Below are 24310 nucleotides of genomic sequence, written 5' to 3'. Positions count from 1 at the left end.
TGCTGAGGGCGATGAGCCGGCTCAACGATGCGAGTTCTCTGCCGGCGAGCCTCAGGCGCGGTGAGACTGCCGAACCAGGGCGGCGAGATCGGCGATCTCGGCGCGCAATCGTCGCAACTCGGCGGCGGTGTCCTCCTCGGCGGCGACGACGTCTTCGGTCTCGGCGGCGATGACCTCGGTGACCTCCTCGACGGTGTCGTCGTTCAGCCCCTGCATGGCGTCCACGATGACGGCGATGAACAGGTTCAGCACGGTCAACGAGCTGATCAGCACGAACGGGACGAAGAACGCGGGCGCCCAGGGGATGGCGCCCCACACGTCGCGCGAGATGACGGACCAGTTGTCCAGGGTCATGATCTGGAACAGCGTGAACAGTGACCGCCCCAGGGTGCCGAACATCTCGGGGAACTGCGAGCCGAACAGCATCGTGGCCATCACGGCGCTGACGTAGAAGATGATCGCGAGGAGCGCCGCGATCGAGGCGATACCGGGGAGGGCACGCACGAGCGCATCCACGACGCGGCGCAGCGCGGGAATCGACGAGACCAGCCGCAGCACGCGGAGGACGCGCAGCGCGCGCAGCACGGCGAATGCGTCGGCGCCGGGGATCAGCGATACGGCCACCACGAGGAAGTCGAACACGTTCCAGGAGTTGGTGAAGAACCGCCAGCCGCGGCCGTAGAGCTTCAGCAGGATCTCGATGACGAAGATGCCGAGGCAGATCCGGTCCGCGGTCACCAGGATCGGGCCGAGGCTCTCGTGCAGGGCCGGCACCGTCTCGAGGCCCAGGATCGCCGCGTTGACGAGGATGACTCCGATGATCACGTTCTGCACCACGGGGGAGTGCACGAACGCGTCGACGGCGGAGCGGGTGTACCAGGGGCGGTCGGCGGTCATGGCGGGCCTTCGGTGCGACGGGCGGCGGAACGAAGCACGCCCGAACGTCCCCCGTGCCCACCATGCTACGGGCTGATCAGGGGGTCTCTCGGCGACGCTCAGCTGACGACGGTCGAGATCATGCGGAAGAACTCGCTCATGAACCACACGGCGAAGGCCGCGCCGCCGATGAGCGAGACAGCGACGTACACGATGTACGCCCACAGCGGGGCCATTGCCCGCAACCCCTGCTGACGCAGAACGACGGTGCGTCCGATCACGGAGACGAGAGCTCCGACCCCGGTGACCAGGCCCAGGAATGACCAGGCCCAGTGGAAGCGTCGGACGATGCCACGGCGGCCGAGCTCACGCCAGTCCATCCAGAAGAACACGATGGACAGAACCATCAGTGGGTAGGAGAGGAAGCCCAACCACACCGCCGGTCCCATGGCCTGCCACATCTGCGACTGCAGCGCGAACTGGTCCGGCGCGGTGGAGCTGGTGGCGGCCGACTCCATCGCCTGCCGGACGGTGTCGAGCATGCCCTGCCAGTTCACGAAGAACAGGCTCACCACCGCCAACGCCGGGACGAACATCGCGAGCCAGATCCACGCGGTGTTGGTGTTCGTGTTCGGATCGACCGGAACCGGCACCGGGGCCGGCGGTGCGTAGCCGTAGCCGGGCTGCTGCGGATAGGCGGGCTGGGCGTATCCGGGTTGGCCAACGCCTGGTTGCTGCGGGTAACCCTGCTGCGGGTAGCCGGGCTGCGTTGCATACCCCGGCTGTTGGTGTCCGGGCTGCTGCGGGTTCTGCGGATAGGTCATGTGCGGCCTCTCGGATCGATCTCGCCCGCAGTTTACGCACACGCGACGCGTTCTGGCGCGGAACACGGCCGCACTGGGCTTCCAGCACACCCATCGAGTGACGGGCATCGACACCAGCGCCGCTGTCATCGCGCAGGCACAGGCGGCGGCCGCCGAGCGGGGCACCACCGGGGCGGCGAGAGGTCATGGCGGGCCTTCGGTGCGACGGGTGGCGGAACGAAGCACGCCCGAAGGTCCCTCGCGCCCACCATGCTCCGGGCTGATCAGACCGAAGATCGTCGCGCGCCGGCAGCCGAGTGAGTCAGGTGGCGAGGCGGATCATGAGCTCGGACATCTGGCTCATGAGCCACACCGAGAACGCCACCGTGCCGATCACCGACACAGCCGCAGCGGCGATATAAGCCCACAGGGGCGCCATCGCGCGCAGGCCCTGCTGACGGAGGACCACGGTGCGGCCGATCACCGAGACCAGCGCGCCGACGGAAGCGACGATCCCGATGAACGCCCACGCCCAGTGGAAGCGCCGCACGATCCCGCGACGGCCGAGCTCGCGCCAGTCCAGCCAGAAGAACAGCACCGACAGGCCCATCAGCGGGTAGACGAGGATACTCACCCACACCATCGGGCCCATCGCCTGGAAGACCACCATCTCCTGTTCCAGGACTTCCGCGGGGGTCGCGTTCTTCGGCGCGGTCAGCACGAAGTGCTCCATAGTGGCGAACAATCCCGGCCAGTCCACGAAGAACAGCCCCAGCGCGGGCAGCATCGGGAGGAACATGGCCGGCCAGATCCACACGGTGTTGGTCGGCGTATTCGGATCCACCGGGGCCGCGAGCTGTGCGGGCGGGGCATAGCCGTAACCGGGCTGCTGCGCGTATCCGGGCTGCGGCGGCTGGGACGGATACGTCGGGTACGTCATGGCGGGTCCTCTCGGATGGATCTCGCCCGCAGTCTAGGTACCCCGGACGCGTTCGAGGGGCGGACGTGGCCGCACTAGGCTTCCAGCACACCCATCGCGAAGGAACGCTCATGAGCGCAGACGTCTACTCCCACGGTCACCACCGCAGCGTGGTGGCCTCGCACGCACGACGCGGGGTCGAGGATTCGGCGGCGTACCTCCTGCCGCATCTGCGTGACGGCATGACCATGCTCGATGTCGGCTGCGGACCGGGGTCCATCACGATGGAGCTCGCCGAACGCTTCCCCCACAGCGCCGTGACGGGCATCGACGCCAGCGCGGCCGTGATCGCGCAGGCGCAGACGGCCGCCGCCGAGCGGGGCATCCCCAACGTCAGCTTCGCCGTGGACGACGCCTATGCTCTCGATCGTCCGGACGCGTCGGTGGACGTCGTGCATGCGCACCAGGTGCTCCAGCACTTGTCCCGCCCCGTGGATGCGTTGCGGGAGTTCCGGCGGGTGCTTCGTCCGGACGGTCTGCTCGCGGTCCGCGACGTGGATTACGAGGCGCTGAGCTGGTATCCGCGGGAGCCGCAGCTCGCGGAGTGGCTCGAGCTGTACCTGCGCCTCGCGCGCCACAACGAGGCGGAACCCGCCGCCGGCCGACACCTGCGCTCGTGGGTGCAGGCGGCCGGATTCCGGGACCTCAGCGTCACCGGGACGACCTGGACCTACGCCGACGACGAAAGCGTCGCACGCTGGGGAGCGACGTGGGCGGAGCGGGCGGTGGACTCGGACTTCGCACGCCAGTGCCCGGAGTACGGCCTCGCCACGACCGCGGACCTGCAGCGCATCGCGGACGGGTGGACGCGCTGGGGTGCGTCATCGGACGGATGGTTCCAACTGCCGCACGGCGAAGTCCTCGCCCGCCCCTGACCCGAAGGAGAACCGATGACCGACACCGACGCCCTGAACGAGCGCAGCCGCCTGGTCGCCGCAGCGCTGGAGCGCGCCGACATCCCCGGCCGCATCGTGACGCTGCCGGACTCCGCGGCCACCGCCCCGCTGGCCGCCGCGGCCCTCGGCGTCGAGGTCGGCGCGATCGCGAACAGCCTGATCTTCTGGGCCGACGACGCGCCGCTGCTCGTGATGACCAGCGGTGCGCACCGCGTCGACACCGCCGCGCTCGCCGAGCGGATCGGGGCCGGAAAGCTCAAGCGCGCGACGCCGGACCAGGTGCTCGCCGCCACGGGGCAGCGCATCGGCGGCGTCGCCCCGACCGGCCACCCGGCGCCGGTCCGTACGGTCGTGGACGCCGCGCTCGCGGAGTTCCCGGAGCTGTGGGCCGCCGGCGGCACCCCGCACACCGTCTTCCCGCTCACCTTCGACGAGTTGGTTCGCCTCACCGGCGGCACGGTCGCGGACGTGGACTGATTCGGCATCCGTCTTTTGGCTCGACAGGCAGGGCCACCACCGGAGTAGGCTGATGGGCCAAATGCGCGGCTCCGACTTCCTCCAGATCGTCTCCGACCAGGCTCCGCCTCGCGGGCGCACCCGGTGGCTGGCCGATCGGCTGCGCGCGGCCATCGCCGGCGGCACGGTTCCGGTCGGGACGAGACTTCCCGCCACCCGTGTCCTGGCGGCGGAGCTGTCGCTGGCACGCGGCACGATCGCGGCGTCCTATCAGCTCCTCATCGATGAGGGTCTGCTCGCGACGAACCAGGGCGGCGGCACCACGGTCGCCGCGGCGCCCGTGGCTTCGGAGGTGCGCACGCCATCGCCCGACGTGGAGGGGGAGCCGGACCTGCTCGACATCTCCTCGGGCCTGCCGGATCTCAGCGCCTTCCCCCGAGCGGCCTGGCTCCGAGCCGAACGACTCGTGCTGGCCACCGCGACGAGCCGCGAGCTCGGGTACGTCGATCCGCAGGGCGAGCCGCGTCTGCGCGCCGCCCTCGCCGGTTGGCTCGCCCGCAGTCGGGGCGTCACCGTTTCGCCCGACTCGGTGATCGTGACCGCCGGAGTGGCCGGAGCGTTGAGTCTGCTCTCCCAGGTGCTCCGCGACCGCGGCGTGACGGGTTGCGCGATCGAGGACCCCGGCGCAGACGGCACCCGTCGCGTCCTGGAGTACTGGATGGACACGATCTCGCCGATCCCCGTCGACGGGGAAGGACTGAACGTCGACCGCCTCGCAGCGAGCGGGGAGCGCGCGGTCCTGGTCACGCCCGCACATCAGTTCCCGACCGGGGTGGTGCTCTCGCCGCAGCGTCGCCGTGCGCTCCACGCCTGGGCTGAGGACGTCGACGGGCTCATCATCGAGGACGACTACGACTCCGAGTACCGCTACGACCGGGCCCCGGTGCGCGCTCTGCAGGCCGCGGCGCCCGACCGCATCGTCCACGTCTCGAGCCTGTCCAAAGTCCTCGCCCCGGCGCTGCGTCTCGGGTGGATGATCGCGCCGTCGCATCTCCGGCAGGATCTCGTGCGGAAGCGCTGGGCCACCGACCTCGGCTCGCCCGCGCTGCCACAGCTCGTCCTCGCCGAACTGATCGAATCGGGTGCCCTGGAACGTCAGTTGCGCTCGCTGCGGCTACGGCACCGGGAGCGGCGTGACGCCGCCGTCCGGGCTCTCGCCGAACATCTGCCGGGCTGCGGCATCGCGGGCATCGCGGCCGGGCTGCACCTGGTCGTGAGTCTCCCGGACGGGGTGGACGACGCGGAGATCTCGGCCCGCGCCCGCGACCTCGGGATCGGCGTGCAGCCGCTGTCCCGGCATCGCTTCGAACCGGGACCGCCGGGACTCGTGATCGCCTACGGTTCGCACCCGATTCCGCGCTTGGAGCAGGCCATCGCCACCCTCGGGACGCTCGTGCCGTGATGGCCGCCCGGCCTACGGGTGGGCGAACGCCAGCATGCCGGCGAGCGCGACGAACGACACGGCGAATCCGCGATTGAGTCGGCGCATCACGCGGGGCTTCCCGATCACGGAGCTCCGCAACCGGGCGGCGGCCAGGGCGTAGACGGCGAAGATCGCCAGCGTGATCCCCATGAACACCGCGCCGAGCGCCGCCATCTCCACGACGGCGCCCGGTCGATCCGCGTCGACGAACAGGGGCAGGAACACGAAGAAGAACACCGTCAACTTCGGGTTCAGAAGGTTCACCAGGACGGCACTGCCGATCGTCCTCAGCGCCGTGGGTGGAGCCTGAGCGTCCGACGGCGAGGCGAGCACGCTGCTCTGCCGCCAGGTTCCCCAGCCCAGGTAGATCAGGTACGCGACGCCGAGCCATTTCACGACGGAGAACGCCACCGGGCTCGCAGTCATGAGCGCCGCCGCCCCGGAGAGAGCGAGCGTCAGATGGGGCAGGATGCCGAGGGTGGATCCGGCGGCGGCGACCAGCCCCGCCCGCGCCCCGCGCGTCAGAGCGGCCGCAACGGTGAACAGTGCGCCCGTGCCCGGAGTCGCCGTCACCACGATCGAGGTCACCCAGAATTCCCATGTCATGGACCCAGGCTTCTCGCGATTTGGCGCCGTGAGAAGAGCCAAACAGTCGCGCTTCGGCTGGTCCAAATACGACGGTGCCGACGCGGCTCAGGCGATTCGGGCGGCGAGCGTGTCCGCGGTGGCGCGGACGGCCGCGGCGGTCTCCTCCGGGTCGCGGGCGATGTTCTCCGGCCAGGTGATCGCGATGGCGGCGGCGGGCCAACCGGTGTGGTCCAGCACCGCGACCGCGACAGAACTCAGCCCGGCCGAGACCTCGCCGTCCTCCTGCGCGAAGCCGCGGGCACGGACCTCGCGCAGCGACTCCCGGAGCTGGCGCGGCGAGGTCGGTCCGCGGTCGGTGCGGCTGGCGAACACGGAGGCGTCCGGGTACAGCGCCGTGACCTGCTCGCGGGGGAGGGCGGCCAGCATCGCCCGACCGGTGGCGGTGAGGTGCGCGGGCAACCGCACGCCGACGTCGGTGACGAGCGCCGGGCGACGCGGCGCACGCTCCTCCGCGAGGTAGATGACGTCCCGGCCGCTGAGCACGGCGAGGTGCGCGCTCTCGCCGGTGCGGTCGGAGAGGGTGGCAATCAGCGGGCGTCCGAGGCGGGCGAGCGGCTGCTGGCGGTTGAAGCCGCCGGACAACTCGAAGGCGGCGGTGCCGAGACCCCAGCGACGCTGCTCCGGCAGGTGCACGACGAAGCCGTGAGCGCGCATCGTCGCGAGCAGGTGGTAGACGGTCGATCGGGGCAGGCCCAGCTGGGTCGCGATCGTGGTCGCGGCGACGGGGCCCCGCTGTCGGCCGAGGTAGGTCAGGATCCGCAGTGTCTGGTCCGCGGCCGGCACCTGCGGTTCGGCCGCGACCGGGGTGCGGGCGTTCTCATCCATCGTGTTCCTTATCTGGGATCCCAGACACATCATCCCCGCGACGTGGTGCGGTGCGCAACCGCACGGTGTGAAATCGAGGCATGAGCGACCCCACCACCGTTTCCCTGAGCCTCGCGCCCCTCACCGTCCACGAGGTCGTCGCGGTCGCGCGTCACCACGCGCCCGTGAGCGTCGCCCCGGATGCCCTGGCCGCCATCGAGGCCGCCCGCGCCCGCATCGACGCGCTCGCCGACGACCCGAACCCGCACTACGGCGTCTCGACCGGCTTCGGCGCGCTCGCGACGACCTTCATCACGACGGACCGTCGGGCGCAGCTGCAGGCCAGCCTCATCCGCTCGCACGCCGCCGGCACCGGTCCGGAGGTGGAGGAGGAGGTCATCCGCGCCCTCCAGTTGCTGCGCCTGCGTACGCTCGCCTCCGGCCACACCGGTGTCCGTCCGGTCGTCGTGGAGACCTACGTCGCCATGCTGAACAACGGCATCACCCCGATCGTCCGCGAGTACGGCTCGCTCGGCTGCTCCGGCGACCTCGCCCCGCTCGCCCACATCGCCCTCGCCGCGATGGGGGAGGGCGAGGTCCGCGTGAACGGGGAGAAGCAGGATGCCGCCGCAGCGCTCGCCGCCGCCGGTATCGCGCCGCTGGAGCTCAAGGAGAAGGAGGGCCTGGCCCTCATCAACGGCACCGACGGCATGCTCGGCATGCTCTCGCTGGCCCTGCACGACCTGGACGCCCTGTTCGAGACCGCCGACCTCGCCGCCGCGATGTCGGTCGAGTCGCAGCTCGGCACGGACAAGGTGTTCGACGAGGAACTGATGTCGATGCGTCCGCAGGTCGGCCAGGCCGAATCGGCCCTGCGCCTGCGCACGATCCTCGGCGAGTCGCCCATCGTGCACAGCCACGCCGGTCCGGAGGACGGCCGCGTGCAGGACGCGTACTCGCTGCGCTGCTCGCCGCAGGTGCACGGTGCCGGCCGCGACACGATGGCGCACGCACAGCTCATCGCCGACCGCGAACTCGCCTCCGTCGTGGACAACCCGATCCTCACCGGAGACGGGCGCCTGGAGTCCAACGGCAACTTCCACGGCGCCCCGGTGGCGTACGTGCTGGACTTCCTCGCGATCGCCGTCGCGGACCTCGCCTCGGTGTCCGAGCGCCGCACCGACCGCGCGCTGGACGTCGCCCGCAACCGCGACCTGCCGCCCTTCCTCGCGCACGAGGTCGGCGTCGACTCGGGCCTGATGATCGCGCAGTACGCCGCCGCCGGCATCGTGTCCGAGCTGAAGCGCCTTGCCACGCCCGCGTCGGTCGACTCGATCCCGTCCTCGGCGATGCAGGAGGACCACGTGTCGATGGGTTGGGCCGCCGCCCGCAAGCTCCGTCGCGCGATCGACGGCCTCGCCCGCGTTCTCGCCATCGAGATCATCACCGGCGCCCGCGCGCTCGACCTGCGCGCCCCGCTGCAGGCGAGCCCCGTCACGGGTGCCGCGCGCGACCTCGTCCGCGAGAACGTCGCCGGCCCCGGCCCCGACCACTACGTCTCGCCCGACATCGAGCACGTCACCGCCCAGGTTCAGGACGGCGCGTTCGCGTGCCTCGTCCGGGACCGTCTCGCCCACGCCTGATCCAGATTTCCACGACGAAGGAGTCCGTCATGACGACGCACGAACCCCGCACCGTCCGCGCCCCGCGCGGCAACGAGCGCACCGCCAAGTCCTGGGGTGCCGAAGCCGCCAAGCGGATGCTGATGAACAACCTCGACCCCGAGGTCGCCGAGCACCCGGAAGACCTCGTCGTCTACGGTGGCACCGGTCGTGCCGCGCGCAGCTGGGCCGCGTACGACGCGATCGTCCGCACGCTCGATGAGCTGGAGCCGGACGAGACGCTGCTGGTGCAGTCCGGCAAGCCGGTCGGTGTGTTCCGCACGCACGAGTGGGCACCGCGCGTGCTCATCGCCAACTCGAACCTCGTCGGTGACTGGGCCACGTGGCCCGAGTTCCGCCGCCTCGAGGCGCTCGGCCTGACGATGTACGGCCAGATGACCGCCGGTTCCTGGATCTACATCGGATCGCAGGGCATCGTGCAGGGCACGTACGAGACCTTCGCCGCCGTGGCCCGCAAGCTCGGCCGTGAGGACCTCTCCGGGACCCTCTCGCTGACCGGCGGCGCCGGTGGCATGGGCGGCGCGCAGCCGCTCGCCGTGACCTTCAACGGTGGCGCGGTCATCATCGTCGACGTCGACGAGAGCCGCCTGGCCCGCCGTGTCGAGCACGGCTACCTGAACGAGTACACCACCGACCTCGATCACGGCATCGAGCGTGCCGTCGCCGCGCGCAACGCCGGCGAGGCGCTGTCCGTCGGCATCGTCGGCAACGCCGCGGAGATCTTCCCGGAGCTGCTGCGTCGGGGCGTGCCGATCGACATCGTCACCGACCAGACCAGCGCCCACGACCCGCTCGCGTACCTGCCGATCGGCATCAGCGTCGAGGAGTGGAAGGCTGCGGCCGAGGCGGACCCGGAAGAGTTCACCCGCCGCGCACGCGAGTCGATGGCGTTGCAGGTGCAGGCGATGGTGGAGTTCCGGGACGGCGGCGCGATCGTCTTCGACTACGGCAACTCGATCCGCGCCGAAGCGAAGCTCGGCGGTTACGACCGCGCGTTCGAGTTCCCCGGCTTCGTCCCGGCGTACATCCGTCCGCAGTTCGAAGAGGGCCGTGGCCCGTTCCGGTGGGCCGCGCTGTCCGGCGACCCGGAGGACATCCGCAAGACCGACCGCGCGATCGCGGAGCTGTTCCCGAACGACGCCGGTCTGCAGCGCTGGCTGGCGAAGGCCGGCGAGGAGATCCACTTCGAGGGTCTGCCGGCGCGCATCTGCTGGCTCGGCTACAAGGAGCGCCACCTGGCGGGCCTGAAGTTCAACGAGATGGTCGCCTCGGGCGAGCTGTCCGCGCCGATCGTCATCGGCCGTGACCACCTCGACTCCGGTTCGGTCGCGAGCCCGTACCGCGAGACCGAGGCGATGAAGGACGGCTCCGACGCGATCGCCGACTGGCCGCTGCTGAACGCGCTGCTGAACACGGCGTCCGGTGCCTCCTGGGTCTCGCTGCACCACGGTGGTGGCGTCGGCATCGGCCGCTCCATCCACGCCGGTCAGGTGACCGTCGCGGACGGCTCCGATCTCGCGGCGGAGAAGATCGAGCGCGTGCTGACCAACGACCCCGGCACCGGTGTGATGCGTCACGTCGACGCCGGTTACGATCACGCGAAGGACATCGCTCGCGAGCGCGGCCTCAAGGTCCCGATGCTGGACGAGGCGTGATCTGATGACGGCGACCCTGCTGACCGGAATCGGCGAGCTCACCACGAACGTCGCAGACGGTGAGGACGTCTGCGGCACGCGTCACGACGCGGCCGTGGTGATCGAGGACGGCCTCATCGCCTGGATCGGGGAAGGCGTGTCCGCCCCCGATGCCGATGAGCGCATCGACGTCGACGGGGCCGCCGTCATTCCCGGGTTCGTGGACTCGCACTCGCACACCGTGTTCGCCGGTGACCGGTCGGCGGAGTTCGCCGCGCGCATGACGGGAACCCCGTATGCCGCCGGCGGCATCCGCACCACGGTGGCCGCGACCCGGGCGGCGACGGACGATGAACTGCGGGCCCGGCTGGTGTCCCTGCGCGCGGAGAGTCGCGAGCAGGGCACCACCACCCAGGAGGTCAAGACCGGTTATGGCCTGGACGTCGAAACCGAGACGCGCCTCGCGCGCATCGCGGCCGAGACGACCGAGGAGGTCACCTTCCTCGGTGCCCACGTCGTGCCGGCGGAATACGCCGATGACCGTGCCGGCTATGTCGCCCTGGTCATCGGTCCGATGCTCGCGGCGGTGCGTCCGTACGTGAAGTGGATCGACGTGTTCTGCGAGCGGGGCGCGTTCGACGCCGACGAGTCGCGGACGGTCCTGGAGGCAGGAATCGCCGCGGGCCTGCTCCCGCGCGTGCACGGCAACCAGCTCGGCGAGGGTCCCGGTGCGGCGCTCGCGGTGGAGCTCGGCGCGGCCAGCGTCGACCACTGCACCTACCTCAGTGACGACGACATCGCGGCGCTGGCGGGTTCGGACACCGTCGCGACCCTGCTGCCGGGTGTGGAGTTCTCCACGAAGCACCCGTACCCGTCCGGTCGCCGTCTGCTTGACGCGGGCGTGACAGTCGCCCTCGCGAGCGACTGCAACCCCGGCACGAGCTACACCACCTCGATGCCTCTCATGGTCGCCTTCGCCGTGCGAGAGATGGGCATGAGCGTGTCCGAGGCCGTCTGGGCCGCGACCGCCGGCGGCGCTCGCGCGCTGCGCCGGGACGACGTGGGGATCGTCCGCGTCGGAGCCCGTGCCGACCTCGCCGTGCTGCGCGCCCCGAGCCGGAATCACCTGGCCTACCGCCCCGGCGTTCCGCTCGTCTCCCGAGTCTTCGGCGGCTGACTCGCTCCCACCTGCGCCAGTTCCGCGTCATCGGACCTGCCGCAGGTGTGAGCGATCTCGCGCTCGCTCCCATTCGCGGCAGGGATCACTCGGCGGCAGTGTCGGACGTGGCAGTGACCGGGTCAGGCATCGGCGCGGCGGAAGATGGCGCAGGTCTGGGCCCAGAACAGCAGGAACGTCGCCTCGTCCAGCCGCTTGCGACGCATCCAGCCGGTGACCTCGTCGTTGCACTTGCTGGCATTGCAGGACCGACAGGCCGGCACGACGTTCTCCAGCGTGTATCGGCCGCCGCGGGAGATCGGCAGCACGCAGTCCTTCTGCAGCGCGACGCCGTCGGCGCCGCAGTACGCGCAACGCTGCCACGCGTCCAGGATCCGGAACCACTCGGCCTCGGTCAGATCGCTGCCGGACGCGGCGACCCGGCGGGTGCGGCGCTTGGCCGCGCGGGCACGGCGCGAGTTCGGAGCGGGCATTCTTCCAGGCTAGGGACGACACCGCCGCCGCCGAGGGCACCGCGCCGTCAGGACAGGTGCTCCGGGATGTCGTACGTCACCCGGAGCGGGGCGTGCTTCAACGCGACGGCCCAGTCGTCCTCGTCCCAGGTGAACGTCGCGACCCCGCACGTCGGCATCAGCGGGACCTTCGTGGACAGGTGACGGCCGAGCACGCTCATGCCCGGGTTGTGCGCCACGATCATGACGTCGTGACCGCGCGCGATCGCGGTGTCCAGGAGCGTCTGCGCCCCGGCGCCGTACAGCTCCGGATCCTCCTCGAGCGGGACGTTCATCGCCGCGGCGAACTCGGCCGCGGTGGTGCGGGCGCGAACCGCGGTGCTCGTCACGATGGCCTCGGGGCGCCACGGCCGGGAGGCGAGCAGTGCCGCCATGCGCGGGGCGTCGCGGCGTCCGCGGGCGTTCAGCGGCCGATCGTGATCGGACACGGAGGGGTCGTCCCAGTCGCTCTTGGCGTGCCGGACGATCGCGAGGGTCACCATGGCGTCATCGTACGGGCGCGGTGGCAGGGGGACGGGGTCGCTCGCCGATTTCGACCACTTCCGGGCGGGCAACCCCTACGATCAGGGCATGGACGAGGGGGCCCGCGAGATCGAGCTGATCACCCCCGCGGAGGCGAGGAAGCAACGTCTGTTCGTCGCGCCGCAGTGCGCGGTGGGGAGCGTCGCGCTGCTCGGTCTGGGCGTCTTGATCGGAGTGGTGAACGGTCCGTGGGCGTGGCTCTGGATGCTGCTCATCGTCCCCGCCGCAGCCGTCCTGTTCCTGCTGGCTGCATCCGCCTGGAACGCCGACGCCGATGCCCGCGCGACGACGGAGTTCCGGAGCGTGGCAGTTCCGGTGCGCGCAGTCGTGCTCCGGCACCGCGATCGGTCGGACGGCATGACCACGAACGCCGCGCTCGAGCTCGAGGTGCCGCTTCCGGATGGCACCCACCTCCGGGTCGAACACGTGTGCAGCGACACGGCGACGATGCGCCGACTGGAGAACGGTTCGTTGCCGTCCGTGCCGGTGCTCGTCGACCCCGCGACCTCACGCTGGGCCGTCGTCCACGGCAATCAGCACTGAGCCCCAGTTCTCGCTCGGCGGGCCCCGCTTGTCGGCGGGTCATCTCACCCCGCGGTTCGGCAGGATCGAGCCGGTTCGGCAGGATCGAGCCGGTTCGGCAGGATCGAGTCGGTTCGGCAGGATCAGCGATGACGGATTCCGCGCAAATCCGGTGCCGACGATCCTGCGCAACCACTTGACTTCCTGCGAAACTCGGGGGCCGGCACAACCTCGGGGCCGGCACAACTGGCGAGCTGGCACAACCGGGGGCCGGTAGATGGCGGAGAGTCAGGCGCGGAGGGCGAGGCCGGCGGCGAGGTCCAGGACGCAGAGGGCGGCCAGGCGTACGGTGCGCTGGTCCGGGGCGTCGACTGTCGCGTCGATCTCCACGATGTCGGCGGACACCACGGAGTGATGCCGGGCGATGCCGCGGGCCAGAGCGCGCAGCTCCCACGGGTGCAGGCCGCCGGGCAGGCTCGCCGGGCACCCCGGAGCAGCCGCGCGATCGGTGACGTCCACGTCGATGTCGAGGTGCGTGCGCCGGTCGCCGACCACCTCGAGCGCCTGCGCCACGACGTCGTCGATGCCGCGGCGACGGACCTCGTCCATGCCGATCACGGTGATGCCGTGCTCGCGGGCGCGCTCGGCGTAGGCGACGGAGTTCGCGAAGTCGGCGATGCCGATCTGCACGACGTGGCGCCCGTCGAGTCCGTCCGCGAGCAGGCGTCGGACGGGGGAGCCGTTGGAGACACCGTCCCGCAGGTCGTAGTGCGCGTCGAAGGTGATGAGGGCCTCCGTGCCGGACCCCTGCGCGGTGGCGTACGTGACGCTGTTGTCGCCGCCGAGAGCGACGACGAGACGGGACTGCGCGGCCAGCTCGGCGACGCGCGCGCGGGTGCGGTCCTCACCCTCGGGTGAGTCCGGGTCGACGATGTCGCCGGCGTCGGCGAAGCGCAGCGCGCCGAGGTCGATCGGCTCGCCCTGCTCCACGAGCGCGGGGGAGTAGCGCTGCAGCGCGTCGCGGACCGCCGCCGGGGTCTCGTGCGCGTTGGTCGGCGACAGCGAGGTGAGGTGTGCGGGCACCCCGAGGATCGTCAGGTCGGCGGGGCCGGACGGTGCCGGCCACGAGCCGGCGCGGGGCCAGAGCGGATCGTGCGAGAGTGCCATGCCGCCACGCTACTGCGGGGCGGATCGCGTGTCCGCGGACGCAGACCGCAAGTGTCTGGGATTCCGGACGCCGCAATGAAAACGTCACACTGGACCAGGCCGAGAGGCTCACGTTCTCCGGCTACGAACGCGTGCACTGCTTCGACGGCGCCGGCAACTGCGTCGAACCCCTCGCTCCGGCAGGTTCCTAGCGCAGCAGCGCGAAGGAGCGCAGGCCGTTGTCGTGGCTCTCGATGAAGCCGCGGGACTCGTAGAAGGCCCGCTGGCCGGGGTCGGTGTCGGTCTGCAGCACGATCTGGCGGATGCCGTCGGCGCGGGCGAGCACCTCGTCCAGCAGCGCGCCGCCGATGCCGTCGCGCTGGTGCGCGGGGTCCACGAGGATGTCCTGCAGGTACACGATGGTGTGTCCGTCGGACAGCGTCCGCGCGAGACCGACGAGTGCGCCGGCTTCGTCGCGCGCTGCCAGCACCAGAGTGGAGCCGGCGACGGACGCGGCCAGGCGGTCGGGGTCCGCGGTGTAGGCCGTCCACCCGACGGCGCCGTACAGCGCGACCAGTTCGTCCGGAGCGGGCAGCTCAGCGGTGATCGTGACGGACATCAGGCCCCCGGGAAGATGAGCTGCGCGACGGTGTAGATCGCGACACCGGCCAGCGCGCCGACGATCGTGCCGTTCAGGCGGATGTACTGCAGGTCGCGCCCGACCATGAGCTCGATCTTCTCCGTGGTCTCGCTGGCGTCCCAGCGCTCGACGGTGTCGGTGATGATGCTGGCGATGTCGTGCCGGTAGCGGTCCACGACGAACACGGCGGTGTCGGTGACCCAGGTGTCCACGCGCCGCTGGAGCGCCGGCTCGGTGTTCAGGCGTGTGCCGATCTCGGTCAGTGCCGCATCGATGCGCGTCCGCAGGGTGCTCTCCGGATTCTCCAACGCGGTGATCAGACCCTCTTTCACGGTGTGCCACGCGCTGGAGGCGAGCTGTCGCACCTTCGGGGAATCGAACACCGCGGACTTCGCGCCCTCGAGCTTCTCGCGCGTGGCCTGATCGTGCTGGAGGTTCTGCGCGAGCTTGGCAAGGTAGCCGTCGATCGCGTGGCGGGCGGGATGGTTCGGGTCCCGCTGCACGGCGTCGACGAACTTCACCGCCTCCTTGTAGACCGTGTCATCGACGAGTCGATGAGCGACGCGGGGCACCCAGCCCGGCAGGCGACGGGAGACGAGGCCCTCAAACGCGGCCTGGTTCGACCGCAGCCACGCCGCGACCGTGTCGGCGGCGAGGTCGACGGCCGGACGCTGCGCGTCGGCGTCCACCACCCGCTCCAGCCACGCACCGGCCGGGGAGGCCCAATCGGTGTCGATCAGGTGCTCGCGGGCGAGGTCCGAGATGAGGTCCTGGACGTCGTCGTCGCTGAGCGCGCGCAGCACCCCCACCGCGGCGGCGGACGCCTCGGATCCGACGCGCGCCGCATGGACCGGTTCGCGCAACCAGCCGCCGAGGCGCGACGCGATCGCGGTTGATTCCAACTTGTCCCGGACGACCGGACCGGACAGGAAGTTCGTCTCCACGAACTCGCCGAGCGTCCGTCCGATCTCGTCCTTGCGGCTCGGGATGATCGCGGTGTGCGGAATGGGAATGCCGAGCGGATGGCGGAACAGCGCCGTCACGGCGAACCAGTCGGCGAGCGCGCCGACCATGCCGCCCTCGGCCGCGGCCCGTACGTAGCCCCACCCGGCGTACTCACGCTGCAGCACGAAGGCCACCGCGAACACGATCGCCATGGCGATCAGCGCCCCGAGGGCCACCGACTTCATCAGGCGCAATGCCCGCCGACGCTCCTGGTCGGCCGGGGAGAGCAGCTCGGTGGGTGTGTGCGGCATGGCACTCATCCTTCCACCCGTGGCCCAGGCGCGGACTCTCGCCACGAATCGCGGGTCGGGGGAGGTCTGCGGGAGTAATCTGAGGCGGTGATCGGAGACATCAAGAAGCGCGCGCTGCACCGCACCGCCATCCTCGAGGGCCAGATGCGCGGTCTCGCGAAGATGATCGACAACGAGGACTACTGCATGGACATCATCACGCAGTCCCGCGCGATCCAGCGGTCCTTGGAGTCGCTGAACAAACTCCTGCTGGAGAACCATCTCCGCACCCACATCAGCCACATGATCGGCGAGGGCGGCGAGCAGCGTGACCAGGCCATCGAGGAGATGCTGAAGGCGTTCGACGCCGCCGGCAAGTAGCGTTCACTCCGCCGACTCGTCACCCCTCGGTGCGAGGGAGACCAGCAGTTCGGACTGCCACGGTGATTCCGGCCACCCGCTCGCGATCCCGCGCCGTCTCTGGACCGCATCGAGCCACCTGATCACCGCGGGCGCATCCGTGCCCTCGGCGACGAGGACGGCACCGATGACGGTTCCGGTGCGGCCGTTGCCGAGTCCGCAGTGCACGACGACGGACCGGCCCGCACGGCGGAGCGTCCGGACGAGCGAGGCGGCCTCCGCGATGCTCGCGGCTTCGGCCGCCGGGTTGGCGGGGAGCCGACCGCCGACGAGGTCGGTGAGCGGGTGATGATGCATGCGCAACGGGGCAGGGTCGTCGCCGACTTCGTCCAGCAGGCAGACGATGTCGGTGAAGCCGGCATCTCCGAAGAGATCGAATGGAAACCCGGCCGGTGGGCGGGCCATTCCGGCCAGCCGAGGTGCCGTCACGCTCGCGTACCACAGCCACGGCGCCTCGGTGGGCACCGCGACGTCCGGTGCAGGTAGGCGCGGACCGGACATGCCGCTCATCCTAGGCTCGTGCTCGGGTGGGGCGCGGCGGGGTACGACGCCCGCGCGTGACCCCGGCCTTCAGCCGCGGCGGAACCAGCGGCGTCGCGCCACGGGTGGCTCCGCACTCGGAGCCTCCGTGACGGCCGTTCGACGTTCCCGCCAGCCCGCCACCTCCGCTTCCACGTCGCGCAAGGCGGTGACGACGGGCGGCCCGCCCTCGAGCTGCATGCGCGCGCGCTTCACCCGGGCGTTGAAGTCTTCGATGGCGTCCCGGACCTCCGACTCACGCGAAAGGGCGTCGAGGCGGTCCGCGAACTCCCGGTCCTCAACCCGAAGCGTGAGTGCCACCGGGCCGAGGCCGCGGAGGTCCTCGGTCTGGATCTTGCGCCGGATCCACCAGTCCGGGTCGTGACTCGTGCCGAGCGCCGGAATCGGTTTGCCGGCGCCGGGGAGGTCATCGAACGCCCCCGCTCGGATGGCCTGCTGAATCGCGGTCTCCACCACGGCGGCACGATCCGTCGCCGTGCTCGCGCTGGCCAGCGTGGGCTGGGGCGGTTCCGGTACCCCACCCGCTGCGTCCGGTTCGGGCTCGTGCTGGTTCTCACCGGCCGCGTCCGCACGCTGCTGCAGGTAGCGAGCCGCGGCCGTTCGCGGGTCGTCGCTCATGTCTTCATTCTGCCGGACCTGTGCGCCGCGGGGTCGTCACTCCTCGATCGGACCGAGCCAGGCGCTCGCGGCGGTGGCGTGCGCCGACTCCGGATCGGACGGGTGGAAGAGGCCGGCGAGCACGTCCCGGTACAGCCGGGACAGCTCGTTGCGGTTGAAATAGCTGGATCCACCGGCGACGAGGATCGCCTGATCGACGACGTCCTTCGCCATCACGACGGCGCGGTGTTTGACGCCGGACAACTTCGTGAACCACTGCCCACCGTGGTCGACGAGGTCATCGACATCGGCGGCGATCGTCGCGATCTGGGGTGGCAGAGCGTCGTAGGCGAGCGACATGGCGCCGATGCGCCACCGGATGTCCGGGTCCTGCGCGTAGGTCTTGCCGGACTTCTTCGAGCGGCGCTTCTCGGCCGTGGCGACGGCGAGCTCCAGGGCCCGACGAGCGATGCCGGTGTAGACCGAGGCGAGCAGGATCTCGAACACGCTGAAGATGCCGAACACGATCGGGTCCGGGTTGGGGCCGGGGGCGACGCGGCGGACCACACGATCGGCGGACGCGACGGCCCCGTGCAGTTCCGTGGTCCGGCTCTGCGATCCGCGCATGCCGACGGTGTCCCAGTCGTCGCGCGTGACGACGGCGTCCGTGCGAGGGACGAACGCGTAGACCATCTGCGGGCCATCGGGGGAGGAGGTGTCCAGGCCGTGCAGGCCGAGCTGCGTCCACACCGGGCCGAGCGAGGTGAAGATCTTCGTCCCGGTGAACGCGTAGCCACCATCCGGCTGGGGGACCGCGTCGGTGTCGCTGCCGAAGAGGACGAGGTCGTTGCCGGCCTCGCTGATGCCGAACGCGAATACCTCGCCGGCCGCGGCTCCGGTCTGCACGAACGCGAGGTCGTCGATGCCGCGGTCGCGCAGGACCTTCGCCACCCCGGTCCACACCAGGTGCATGTTGATCGACAGCGCCGTGGCCGGAGCAGCACCGGCGAGCCTCTGCTGCAGAACCGCGGCCTGAGCGAGGGACAGCCCCGCACCCCCGCGATCGGTCGGGACGAGGATGCCGAGGTAGCCGGCGTCACGCAGTTCGTCGAGGTCCTGCTGCGGGAACACGTTGTCGGCATCGACCTGCGCCGCGCGTTCGCGGATGCGCTCGAGGAGGTCGTCGGGGAGGTACTGCGCGGGATCGAACGTCGCGGTCGTCATGCCTCCATTGTTCCGCGTCGCGGCTCGGACGGGCGGGTCCGCCGCCGTCGCGGTGTGCCGGACCCGTCTGCTCCCGTAGGCTCGCCGCATGGTGACCGGGGGTGCGCAGTCGATCGCGACCGTCGCGCCGGCACCCTGGCTGCCGAACGGCGGGCGGGCGGACGTCCTGGTGCTCCCGTCTCCGCCCGACCCGATGTGCCTGGTGCGGTTGCTGATCCTCCGGGACCGTTCGGCGTTCTGCGTGCCGCGGGAAGACACCGCAAGCCTCGATCTCCCGACCCGCGCCGTCCCCGGGGAGGACGCCCGCGGCGAGCGGACGATCCGCGCTCTCGCAGACGAGGTCCTCGGCCCGCGAGGCATGGTCCGCTTCCTCGGGGTCGTGCGCAATGAAGTCGCGGTCGGGACCCCGGACTATCCGTGGCCCACACCGTACGCGCACTTCGGGGTCTGGCGTGCGGCGGACGCCCCGATCATCGGCGGAGAGTGGGTGGCGGTCGATGACGCGCGCTCGCCGCTCGCGCGGAAGCACTGGTACCCGCTCGCGCTGCATGCGCTCGCGGGATGACACCTCTCCCGGTGGCGCGCGTGCGGCCTATGCTCGCCGCATGACGGATGTTCGCAATCTCAGCACGGCGTTGCAGACGATCACCGAGGCCTGGCAACCGCATCGGCTCGCGACCGTGAACGACCACGACGTGAAGGTGGTCAAGCTGCACGGCGAGTTCGTCTGGCACTCCCATGCGGACTCTGACGAGCTGTTCCTCATCATCCGAGGACACCTGGTCATCCAGCTGCGCGACGGCGAGGTCCACCTCGGTCCGCAGGACGTCTACGTCGTGCCGCGGGGCGTCGAGCATCGACCGGTCGCGGCGGAGGCGGTCGAGGCGATCCTGATCGAGCTGGCCGGCACCGTGAACACCGGAGATGCGGGCGGCGAGCTCACCTCGCGCGTGCGCGAACTCGACTGAGCCTCAGAGGACCGTCTGGATGACGCCGGTGTCCGGCAGAGGGGAGGGGTCGCGGTAGCGCAGGTCCGGGAATCCCCGGACGAACACGATCGACACGATCGCGCCGACGGCGGCGAACGAGGCCGCCGCGATGTACGCGCCTTGCGGCCCGATGCCGTCGATGAGGAAACCGGCGACGGCGGAGCCTGCGGCCGATCCGATGAGCTGGCCGGTGCCGACCCAGCCGAACGCCTCGGCGGTGTCGGAGAACTTCACGCTCGCGGTGGTCATCGCGAAGAGCACCGCGAGGGCCGGGGCGACGCCGATGCCGGCGATCGTGAGGGCGGTGCCGATCGCGATCGCCTGTCCGCCCCACAGGGCGTTGACGAGGAACGGCGTGACGGCGAGTCCGACCGTCACGATGATGAGGCGACGCGCCATCGCCCACGGACCGATCGGGATGGATCCGGACACCAGGCCGCCGGCGAGCGATCCCACCGAGAAGACCGCGAGCACGAGTCCGGCCTCGAGGCCGCCGTGGCCGAAGGTGGCGATGACGCCGGTCTCGACGGCGGCGCAGGCGCCGACCAGCAGGAACCCGACGACCGTCGCCAGCAGCACCGCCGGCCGGGCCAGCACCTTGCCGAACGCGCGGCGGCTGCGCGGGATGCGCACCCGGCCGACCTCGGGCAGCAGGATGAAGAAGGCTCCGCCGCCGAGCAGGATCGCGACGATCAGCAGCAGGCCGACGACCGTCGAGATGCTCGTGGCGACCAGGGTGATGAGCACCGGCGCGACGATCCAGATGATCTCCTGGAGCGAGGCGTCCAGGGAGAACAGCGGCGTGAGCTTGGTCGAGTTGACCATCTTCGGGTAGATGGTGCGTACGGCCGACTGAACCGGCGGGGAGGACAGGCCCGCGATCGCGCCGAGCGCCATGTAGAGACCGAGCACGCTGGGCCCCAGGGCGATGCCCGCGATGGCGGCCGCGCAGATGAGCGTGGTGAGGGTCAGGACGGGACGGATGCCCCACCGACCCATCCATCGGCTCGTGACCGGTCCGGAGATGGCCTGACCGATCGAGGTGGCCGCCAGTACGAGGCCCGCCTGTCCGTAGGAACCGGTCATCTGCTCAACGTGCATGAGAATCGCGAGGCTCGTCATCCCATTGGGGAAACGAGCCACCAGCTGAGCGATGATGATGCGCGCGACGCCCGACGTTCGCAGCAGTTCCTTGTATCCGGCCACGAGGTTCCATCTTAGGCCTGCGAGCGTGTGAAAACACCCGGCGCGGTCGGCCCCCGAAGCGTGTCCTGGTGCGGATCGCAGCGGGTTCGCGGGGGTGGCGTTCGGACAGATTTCACGCTGTGTTCGGAACCCGCGGACCGGACGGCGGTGCGGGTTCGCCGCGACACGCCGCGACACGCCGACGGGTCCTGTCCACAACGATTCCGGTGTCGGAGGCCCAGCGTAGCGTCCGAGCTGTGGACGAATCCGGCCGGGGCTTCCGACACGCCTGAGAAAACGCGGGTTAACCCCAGCGCGTCGACCGCCGAACCTGTGGAAGAAACGGTGGACAAGCTGTGTTTAACCCTGTGGAGACAGGTGGATAACTACACGAATGTAACTACTACCTCTTGTGGTCACTCCCAATGTCGACACCCATATGTAGTATTGGAGCTCCGGCGGCGGTGCTGCCGGAATCACAAGATCATCAGAGGGGAAAGACGATCAACATGTCGGTCACGGTCTACACCAAGCCCTCCTGCGTCCAGTGCAACGCGACGTATCGCGCGCTCGACTCCAAGGGCATCGAATACGAGGTTCTCGACCTCACGCAGGACCCCACCGCTCTCGAGCAGGTGAAGGCCCTCGGCTACATGCAGGCTCCCGTCGTCATCACCGATGGCGACCACTGGTCGGGCTTCCGTCCCGACAAGATCGACGAGCTCGCCTCGCGTCTCGCCTGAGAGCCCCTCATGTCGGCCCTGGCGTTCGCAGAGGTCCGACGCACTGCGACGGACGCTCCGCTCCTGGTCTACTTCTCCAGCGTCTCCGGTAACACGGAGCGCTTCGTGGCGAAGCTGGGCCTGCGGGCGGAGCGCATCCCGCTCTTCCCAAGAGAGCAGGCGCTCGTCGTGGACGAGCCGTACGTGCTCGTCACCCCCACCTACGGCGGCGGGGACGGGCACGGTGCGGTACCCAAGCAGGTCATCCGGTTCCTCAATGACGAGCACAACCGGTCCCTGATCCGCGGCGTGATCGCCGCGGGGAACACGAACTTCGGCGAGGCGTTCTGTCTCGCCGGTGACGTCATCGCCCGCAAGTGCAACGTGCCGCACTTGTACCGGGTGGAACTCTTCGGCACGCCGGATGACATCGATCGCGTGAGCGACGGATTGGAACGATGGTGGAAGCAGCAGTGACCGAGGTCGCCACTTTCAAGCACAACCCCGCGTACGACGGGATGGATTACCACTCGCTGAACGCGATGCTGAACCTGTACGACGCGGACGGGAAGATCCAGTTCGACGCCGACCGTCGCGCCGCGCGGGAGTACTTCCTGCAGCACGTGAACCAGAACACCGTCTTCTTCCACTCGCTGAAGGAGAAGCTGGAGTACCTGGTCGAGAACGACTACTACGAGGGCGCGGTGCTCGAGAAGTACCCGTTCGAGTTCGTCCAGGCGCTGAACGACCGCGCATACGCGGCCAAGTTCCGCTTCGACACGTTCCTCGGGGCGTTCAAGTACTACACCAGCTACACGCTGAAGACGTTCGACGGCAAGCGCTACCTGGAGCGGTTCGAGGACCGCGTCGTGATGAGCGCGCTCGCTCTCGCTGACGGCGACCAGAAGGTCGCCGAACAGATCGTGGACGAGATCGTCTCCGGTCGTTTCCAGCCGGCCACGCCGACCTTCCTCAACGCCGGCAAGGCGCAGCGCGGCGAGCTCGTGTCGTGCTTCCTGCTGCGCATCGAGGACAACATGGAGTCGATCGCCCGTGGCATCAACTCCGCCCTGCAGCTGTCCAAGCGCGGTGGCGGCGTGGCGTTGCTGCTGTCGAACATCCGCGAGTCCGGCGCGCCGATCAAGCAGATCGAGAACCAGTCCAGCGGCATCATCCCGGTGATGAAGCTCCTCGAAGACAGCTTCAGCTACGCCAACCAGCTGGGTGCTCGTCAGGGTGCCGGCGCGGTATACCTCAACGCGCACCACCCGGACATCATGAAGTTCCTCGACACCAAGCGCGAGAACGCGGATGAGAAGATCCGCATCAAGACCCTCTCGCTGGGCGTCGTGGTTCCGGACATCACGTTCGAGCTGGCGAAGAAGGGTGAGGACATGTACCTCTTCTCGCCGTACGACGTGGAGCGCGTCTACGGCGTGCCGTTCGGCGACATCTCCGTGACCGAGAAGTACCACGAGATGGTCGATGACTCGCGCATCAAGAAGACGAAGATCAACGCGCGCGAGTTCTTCCAGACGCTCGCCGAGATCCAGTTCGAGTCCGGCTACCCGTACATCATGTTCGAGGACACGGTGAACAAGGCCAACCCGGTCGCCGGCCGGATCAACATGAGCAACCTGTGCTCGGAGATCCTGCAGGTCAACACCCCGACGACGTACAACACGGACCTGTCCTACGACGTCATCGGCAAGGACATCTCCTGCAACCTCGGGTCGATGAACATCGCGCTGTCGATGGACGGCAAGAACCTGGGCGGGACCGTCGAGAGTGCGATCCGCGCCCTGACCGCGGTGTCGAACCAGAGCCACATCACCTCCGTCCGCTCGGTGGAGGACGGCAACGACCGTTCGCACGCGATCGGCCTCGGTCAGATGAACCTGCACGGCTACCTCGCCCGCGAGCACGTCTACTACGGTTCGCCGGAGTCGATCGAGTTCACCGACATCTACTTCCAGGCGGTGCTGTTCCACGCCCTGACCGCGTCGAACAAGATCGCGATCGAGCGCGGTGTCGCCTTCGACGGCTTCGAGAACTCGACGTATGCGTCGGGGGAGTTCTTCAACCAGTACCTGGAGAACGACTTCGTCCCCTCGAACGAGACCGTCGAGCGTCTGTTCGAAGGCCACACGCTGCCGACCCGCGAGGACTGGGCCGCGCTGAAGGCGTCCGTCGTCGAGCACGGCATCTACAACCAGAACCTGCAGGCCGTGCCGCCGACCGGCTCGATCTCGTACATCAACAACTCGACGAGCTCGATCCACCCGATCGCGTCGAAGATCGAGATCCGCAAGGAAGGCAAGATCGGCCGCGTCTACTACCCGGCGCCGTTCATGACGAACGAGAACCTGGAGTACTACCAGGACGCGTACGAGATCGGCTACGAGAAGGTCATCGACGTGTACGCCGCGGCGACCAAGCACGTCGACCAGGGTCTGTCGCTGACGCTGTTCTTCAAGGACACCGCCACGACCCGTGACATCAACAAGGCGCAGATCTACGCGTGGAAGAAGGGGATCAAGACGATCTACTACATCCGCCTCCGTCAGATGGCGCTCGAGGGCACCGAGGTCGAGGGCTGCGTCAGCTGCATGCTGTGA

Annotated in this window: 27 protein-coding genes; 13 read left to right on the top strand and 14 right to left on the bottom strand. The window is 69.7% G+C overall.

What is annotated here, in order from left to right:
* Positions 1-51 precede the first annotated feature (51 nt).
* From BN1193_RS10045 to BN1193_RS10035, 3 genes are all read right to left on the bottom strand, one after another.
* On the bottom strand, positions 52-897 hold the full coding sequence (locus tag BN1193_RS10045) for an ion transporter (protein ID WP_040166132.1): 846 nt from the start codon (positions 895-897) through the stop codon (positions 52-54).
* A 98-nt stretch (positions 898-995) separates the two neighbouring features.
* On the bottom strand, positions 996-1700 hold the full coding sequence (locus BN1193_RS10040) for a hypothetical protein (protein ID WP_052460636.1): 705 nt from the start codon (positions 1698-1700) through the stop codon (positions 996-998).
* 301 nt (positions 1701-2001) lie between these two features.
* Positions 2002-2619, bottom strand: a complete 618-nt coding sequence (locus BN1193_RS10035; RefSeq protein WP_052460635.1) for a hypothetical protein — start codon at positions 2617-2619, stop codon at positions 2002-2004.
* 110 nt (positions 2620-2729) lie between these two features.
* On the opposite strand from BN1193_RS10035, the gene BN1193_RS10030 reads away from it, so the two are divergent.
* The 3 genes from BN1193_RS10030 (at position 2730) to pdxR (ending at position 5472) form a co-directional block, all read left to right on the top strand.
* Positions 2730-3533 (top strand): class I SAM-dependent methyltransferase, encoded by an 804-nt coding sequence (locus tag BN1193_RS10030; protein WP_040166131.1) that lies wholly within the window; start codon positions 2730-2732, stop codon positions 3531-3533.
* Positions 3534-3548: 15 nt separating this feature from the next.
* Positions 3549-4031 carry a YbaK/EbsC family protein gene (locus tag BN1193_RS10025; RefSeq protein WP_040166129.1) on the top strand — a complete coding sequence of 161 codons (483 nt, stop codon included), beginning with the start codon at positions 3549-3551 and terminating at the stop codon, positions 4029-4031.
* 61 nt (positions 4032-4092) lie between these two features.
* The gene (pdxR, locus tag BN1193_RS10020) at positions 4093-5472 is read left to right on the top strand and encodes a MocR-like pyridoxine biosynthesis transcription factor PdxR (RefSeq protein ID WP_094770425.1); all 1380 of its coding nucleotides are present in this window, start codon (positions 4093-4095) and stop codon (positions 5470-5472) included.
* A 12-nt stretch (positions 5473-5484) separates the two neighbouring features.
* On the opposite strand, the gene BN1193_RS10015 is transcribed toward pdxR, so the two are convergent.
* Both BN1193_RS10015 and BN1193_RS10010 read right to left on the bottom strand, forming a co-directional pair.
* On the bottom strand, positions 5485-6099 hold the full coding sequence (locus BN1193_RS10015) for a LysE family translocator (protein WP_040166125.1): 615 nt from the start codon (positions 6097-6099) through the stop codon (positions 5485-5487).
* A gap of 87 nt (positions 6100-6186) precedes the next feature.
* Positions 6187-6966, bottom strand: a complete 780-nt coding sequence (locus tag BN1193_RS10010; RefSeq protein ID WP_052460634.1) for an IclR family transcriptional regulator — start codon at positions 6964-6966, stop codon at positions 6187-6189.
* 80 nt (positions 6967-7046) lie between these two features.
* Here BN1193_RS10010 and hutH point away from each other — a divergent pair, with 80 nt between their 5' ends.
* From hutH to hutI, 3 genes are read left to right on the top strand one after another with little or no spacing between them, the layout of a single operon-like run.
* A complete protein-coding gene (hutH, locus tag BN1193_RS10005; RefSeq protein WP_040166123.1) occupies positions 7047-8588 on the top strand; it encodes a histidine ammonia-lyase in 1542 nt (513 codons plus the stop codon).
* 29 nt (positions 8589-8617) lie between these two features.
* Complete coding sequence (gene hutU, locus BN1193_RS10000) at positions 8618-10282, top strand: urocanate hydratase (RefSeq protein WP_040166121.1); 1665 nt, start codon at positions 8618-8620, stop codon at positions 10280-10282.
* Positions 10283-10286: 4 nt separating this feature from the next.
* Entirely contained in the window at positions 10287-11438 is a 1152-nt protein-coding gene (gene hutI / locus BN1193_RS09995) for an imidazolonepropionase (RefSeq protein ID WP_040166120.1), read from the top strand.
* Between the two features lie 122 nt (positions 11439-11560).
* Here the strand turns inward: hutI and BN1193_RS09990 are convergent, their stop codons facing one another.
* Together BN1193_RS09990 and BN1193_RS09985 are read right to left on the bottom strand one after the other, a co-directional pair.
* Positions 11561-11911, bottom strand: a complete 351-nt coding sequence (locus tag BN1193_RS09990; RefSeq protein ID WP_040166118.1) for an HNH endonuclease — start codon at positions 11909-11911, stop codon at positions 11561-11563.
* A gap of 47 nt (positions 11912-11958) precedes the next feature.
* A complete protein-coding gene (locus tag BN1193_RS09985) occupies positions 11959-12432 on the bottom strand; it encodes a SixA phosphatase family protein (protein WP_040166117.1) in 474 nt (157 codons plus the stop codon).
* On the opposite strand from BN1193_RS09985, the gene BN1193_RS09980 reads away from it, so the two are divergent.
* The gene (locus BN1193_RS09980) at positions 12431-13015 is read left to right on the top strand and encodes a hypothetical protein (RefSeq protein WP_195907843.1); all 585 of its coding nucleotides are present in this window, start codon (positions 12431-12433) and stop codon (positions 13013-13015) included. The genes BN1193_RS09985 and BN1193_RS09980 overlap by 2 nt on opposite strands.
* Before the next feature lie 267 nt (positions 13016-13282).
* Here BN1193_RS09980 and BN1193_RS09975 read toward each other — a convergent pair whose 3' ends face one another.
* From BN1193_RS09975 to BN1193_RS09965, 3 genes are all read right to left on the bottom strand, one after another.
* On the bottom strand, positions 13283-14161 hold the full coding sequence (locus tag BN1193_RS09975) for an agmatinase family protein (RefSeq protein WP_040166113.1): 879 nt from the start codon (positions 14159-14161) through the stop codon (positions 13283-13285).
* A gap of 187 nt (positions 14162-14348) precedes the next feature.
* A complete protein-coding gene (locus tag BN1193_RS09970) occupies positions 14349-14759 on the bottom strand; it encodes a GNAT family N-acetyltransferase (RefSeq protein WP_040166111.1) in 411 nt (136 codons plus the stop codon).
* Positions 14759-16036 (bottom strand): DUF445 domain-containing protein, encoded by a 1278-nt coding sequence (locus BN1193_RS09965; RefSeq protein WP_040166109.1) that lies wholly within the window; start codon positions 16034-16036, stop codon positions 14759-14761. The genes BN1193_RS09970 and BN1193_RS09965 overlap by 1 nt, the downstream gene beginning before the upstream one ends.
* 87 nt (positions 16037-16123) lie before the next feature.
* Between BN1193_RS09965 and BN1193_RS09960 the strand changes: the two genes are divergently transcribed.
* The gene (locus tag BN1193_RS09960) at positions 16124-16396 is read left to right on the top strand and encodes a metal-sensitive transcriptional regulator (RefSeq protein ID WP_040166107.1); all 273 of its coding nucleotides are present in this window, start codon (positions 16124-16126) and stop codon (positions 16394-16396) included.
* 3 nt (positions 16397-16399) lie between these two features.
* On the opposite strand, the gene BN1193_RS09955 is transcribed toward BN1193_RS09960, so the two are convergent.
* The 3 genes from BN1193_RS09955 to BN1193_RS09945 all read right to left on the bottom strand — a co-directional run bounded on the left by BN1193_RS09955 (position 16400) and on the right by BN1193_RS09945 (position 18796).
* The gene (locus BN1193_RS09955; RefSeq protein ID WP_052460633.1) at positions 16400-16936 is read right to left on the bottom strand and encodes a protein-tyrosine phosphatase family protein; all 537 of its coding nucleotides are present in this window, start codon (positions 16934-16936) and stop codon (positions 16400-16402) included.
* Positions 16937-17005: 69 nt separating this feature from the next.
* A complete protein-coding gene (locus BN1193_RS09950) occupies positions 17006-17593 on the bottom strand; it encodes a DnaJ family domain-containing protein (protein ID WP_040166106.1) in 588 nt (195 codons plus the stop codon).
* A gap of 36 nt (positions 17594-17629) precedes the next feature.
* The gene (locus BN1193_RS09945) at positions 17630-18796 is read right to left on the bottom strand and encodes an acyl-CoA dehydrogenase family protein (RefSeq protein WP_040166104.1); all 1167 of its coding nucleotides are present in this window, start codon (positions 18794-18796) and stop codon (positions 17630-17632) included.
* 88 nt (positions 18797-18884) lie between these two features.
* Here BN1193_RS09945 and BN1193_RS09940 point away from each other — a divergent pair, with 88 nt between their 5' ends.
* Both BN1193_RS09940 and BN1193_RS09935 read left to right on the top strand, forming a co-directional pair.
* Positions 18885-19361 carry a hypothetical protein gene (locus BN1193_RS09940; protein WP_040166102.1) on the top strand — a complete coding sequence of 159 codons (477 nt, stop codon included), beginning with the start codon at positions 18885-18887 and terminating at the stop codon, positions 19359-19361.
* Between the two features lie 40 nt (positions 19362-19401).
* Positions 19402-19764: a cupin domain-containing protein gene (locus tag BN1193_RS09935; protein ID WP_040166798.1), complete on the top strand. Its 363-nt coding sequence runs from the start codon at positions 19402-19404 to the stop codon at positions 19762-19764.
* A gap of 3 nt (positions 19765-19767) precedes the next feature.
* Here BN1193_RS09935 and BN1193_RS09930 read toward each other — a convergent pair whose 3' ends face one another.
* The gene (locus BN1193_RS09930) at positions 19768-20991 is read right to left on the bottom strand and encodes an MFS transporter (protein ID WP_040166101.1); all 1224 of its coding nucleotides are present in this window, start codon (positions 20989-20991) and stop codon (positions 19768-19770) included.
* Between the two features lie 488 nt (positions 20992-21479).
* Between BN1193_RS09930 and nrdH the strand changes: the two genes are divergently transcribed.
* From nrdH to nrdE, 3 genes are read left to right on the top strand one after another with little or no spacing between them, the layout of a single operon-like run.
* On the top strand, positions 21480-21713 hold the full coding sequence (gene nrdH / locus BN1193_RS09925) for a glutaredoxin-like protein NrdH (protein WP_040166100.1): 234 nt from the start codon (positions 21480-21482) through the stop codon (positions 21711-21713).
* A 9-nt stretch (positions 21714-21722) separates the two neighbouring features.
* Positions 21723-22169 (top strand): class Ib ribonucleoside-diphosphate reductase assembly flavoprotein NrdI, encoded by a 447-nt coding sequence (nrdI, locus tag BN1193_RS09920; protein ID WP_052460632.1) that lies wholly within the window; start codon positions 21723-21725, stop codon positions 22167-22169.
* Positions 22151-24310, top strand: a complete 2160-nt coding sequence (gene nrdE, locus BN1193_RS09915) for a class 1b ribonucleoside-diphosphate reductase subunit alpha (RefSeq protein WP_040166098.1) — start codon at positions 22151-22153, stop codon at positions 24308-24310. Before nrdI ends, nrdE begins: the two co-directional genes overlap by 19 nt.

Origin of the sequence: Microbacterium gorillae, assembly GCF_000826185.2 — a bacterium.
Taxonomy (GTDB): Bacteria; Actinomycetota; Actinomycetes; order Actinomycetales; family Microbacteriaceae; genus Microbacterium; species Microbacterium gorillae.
The sequence above is the reverse complement of the archived record's forward strand: the minus strand, read 5'-3'. Positions and strand labels throughout refer to the sequence as shown.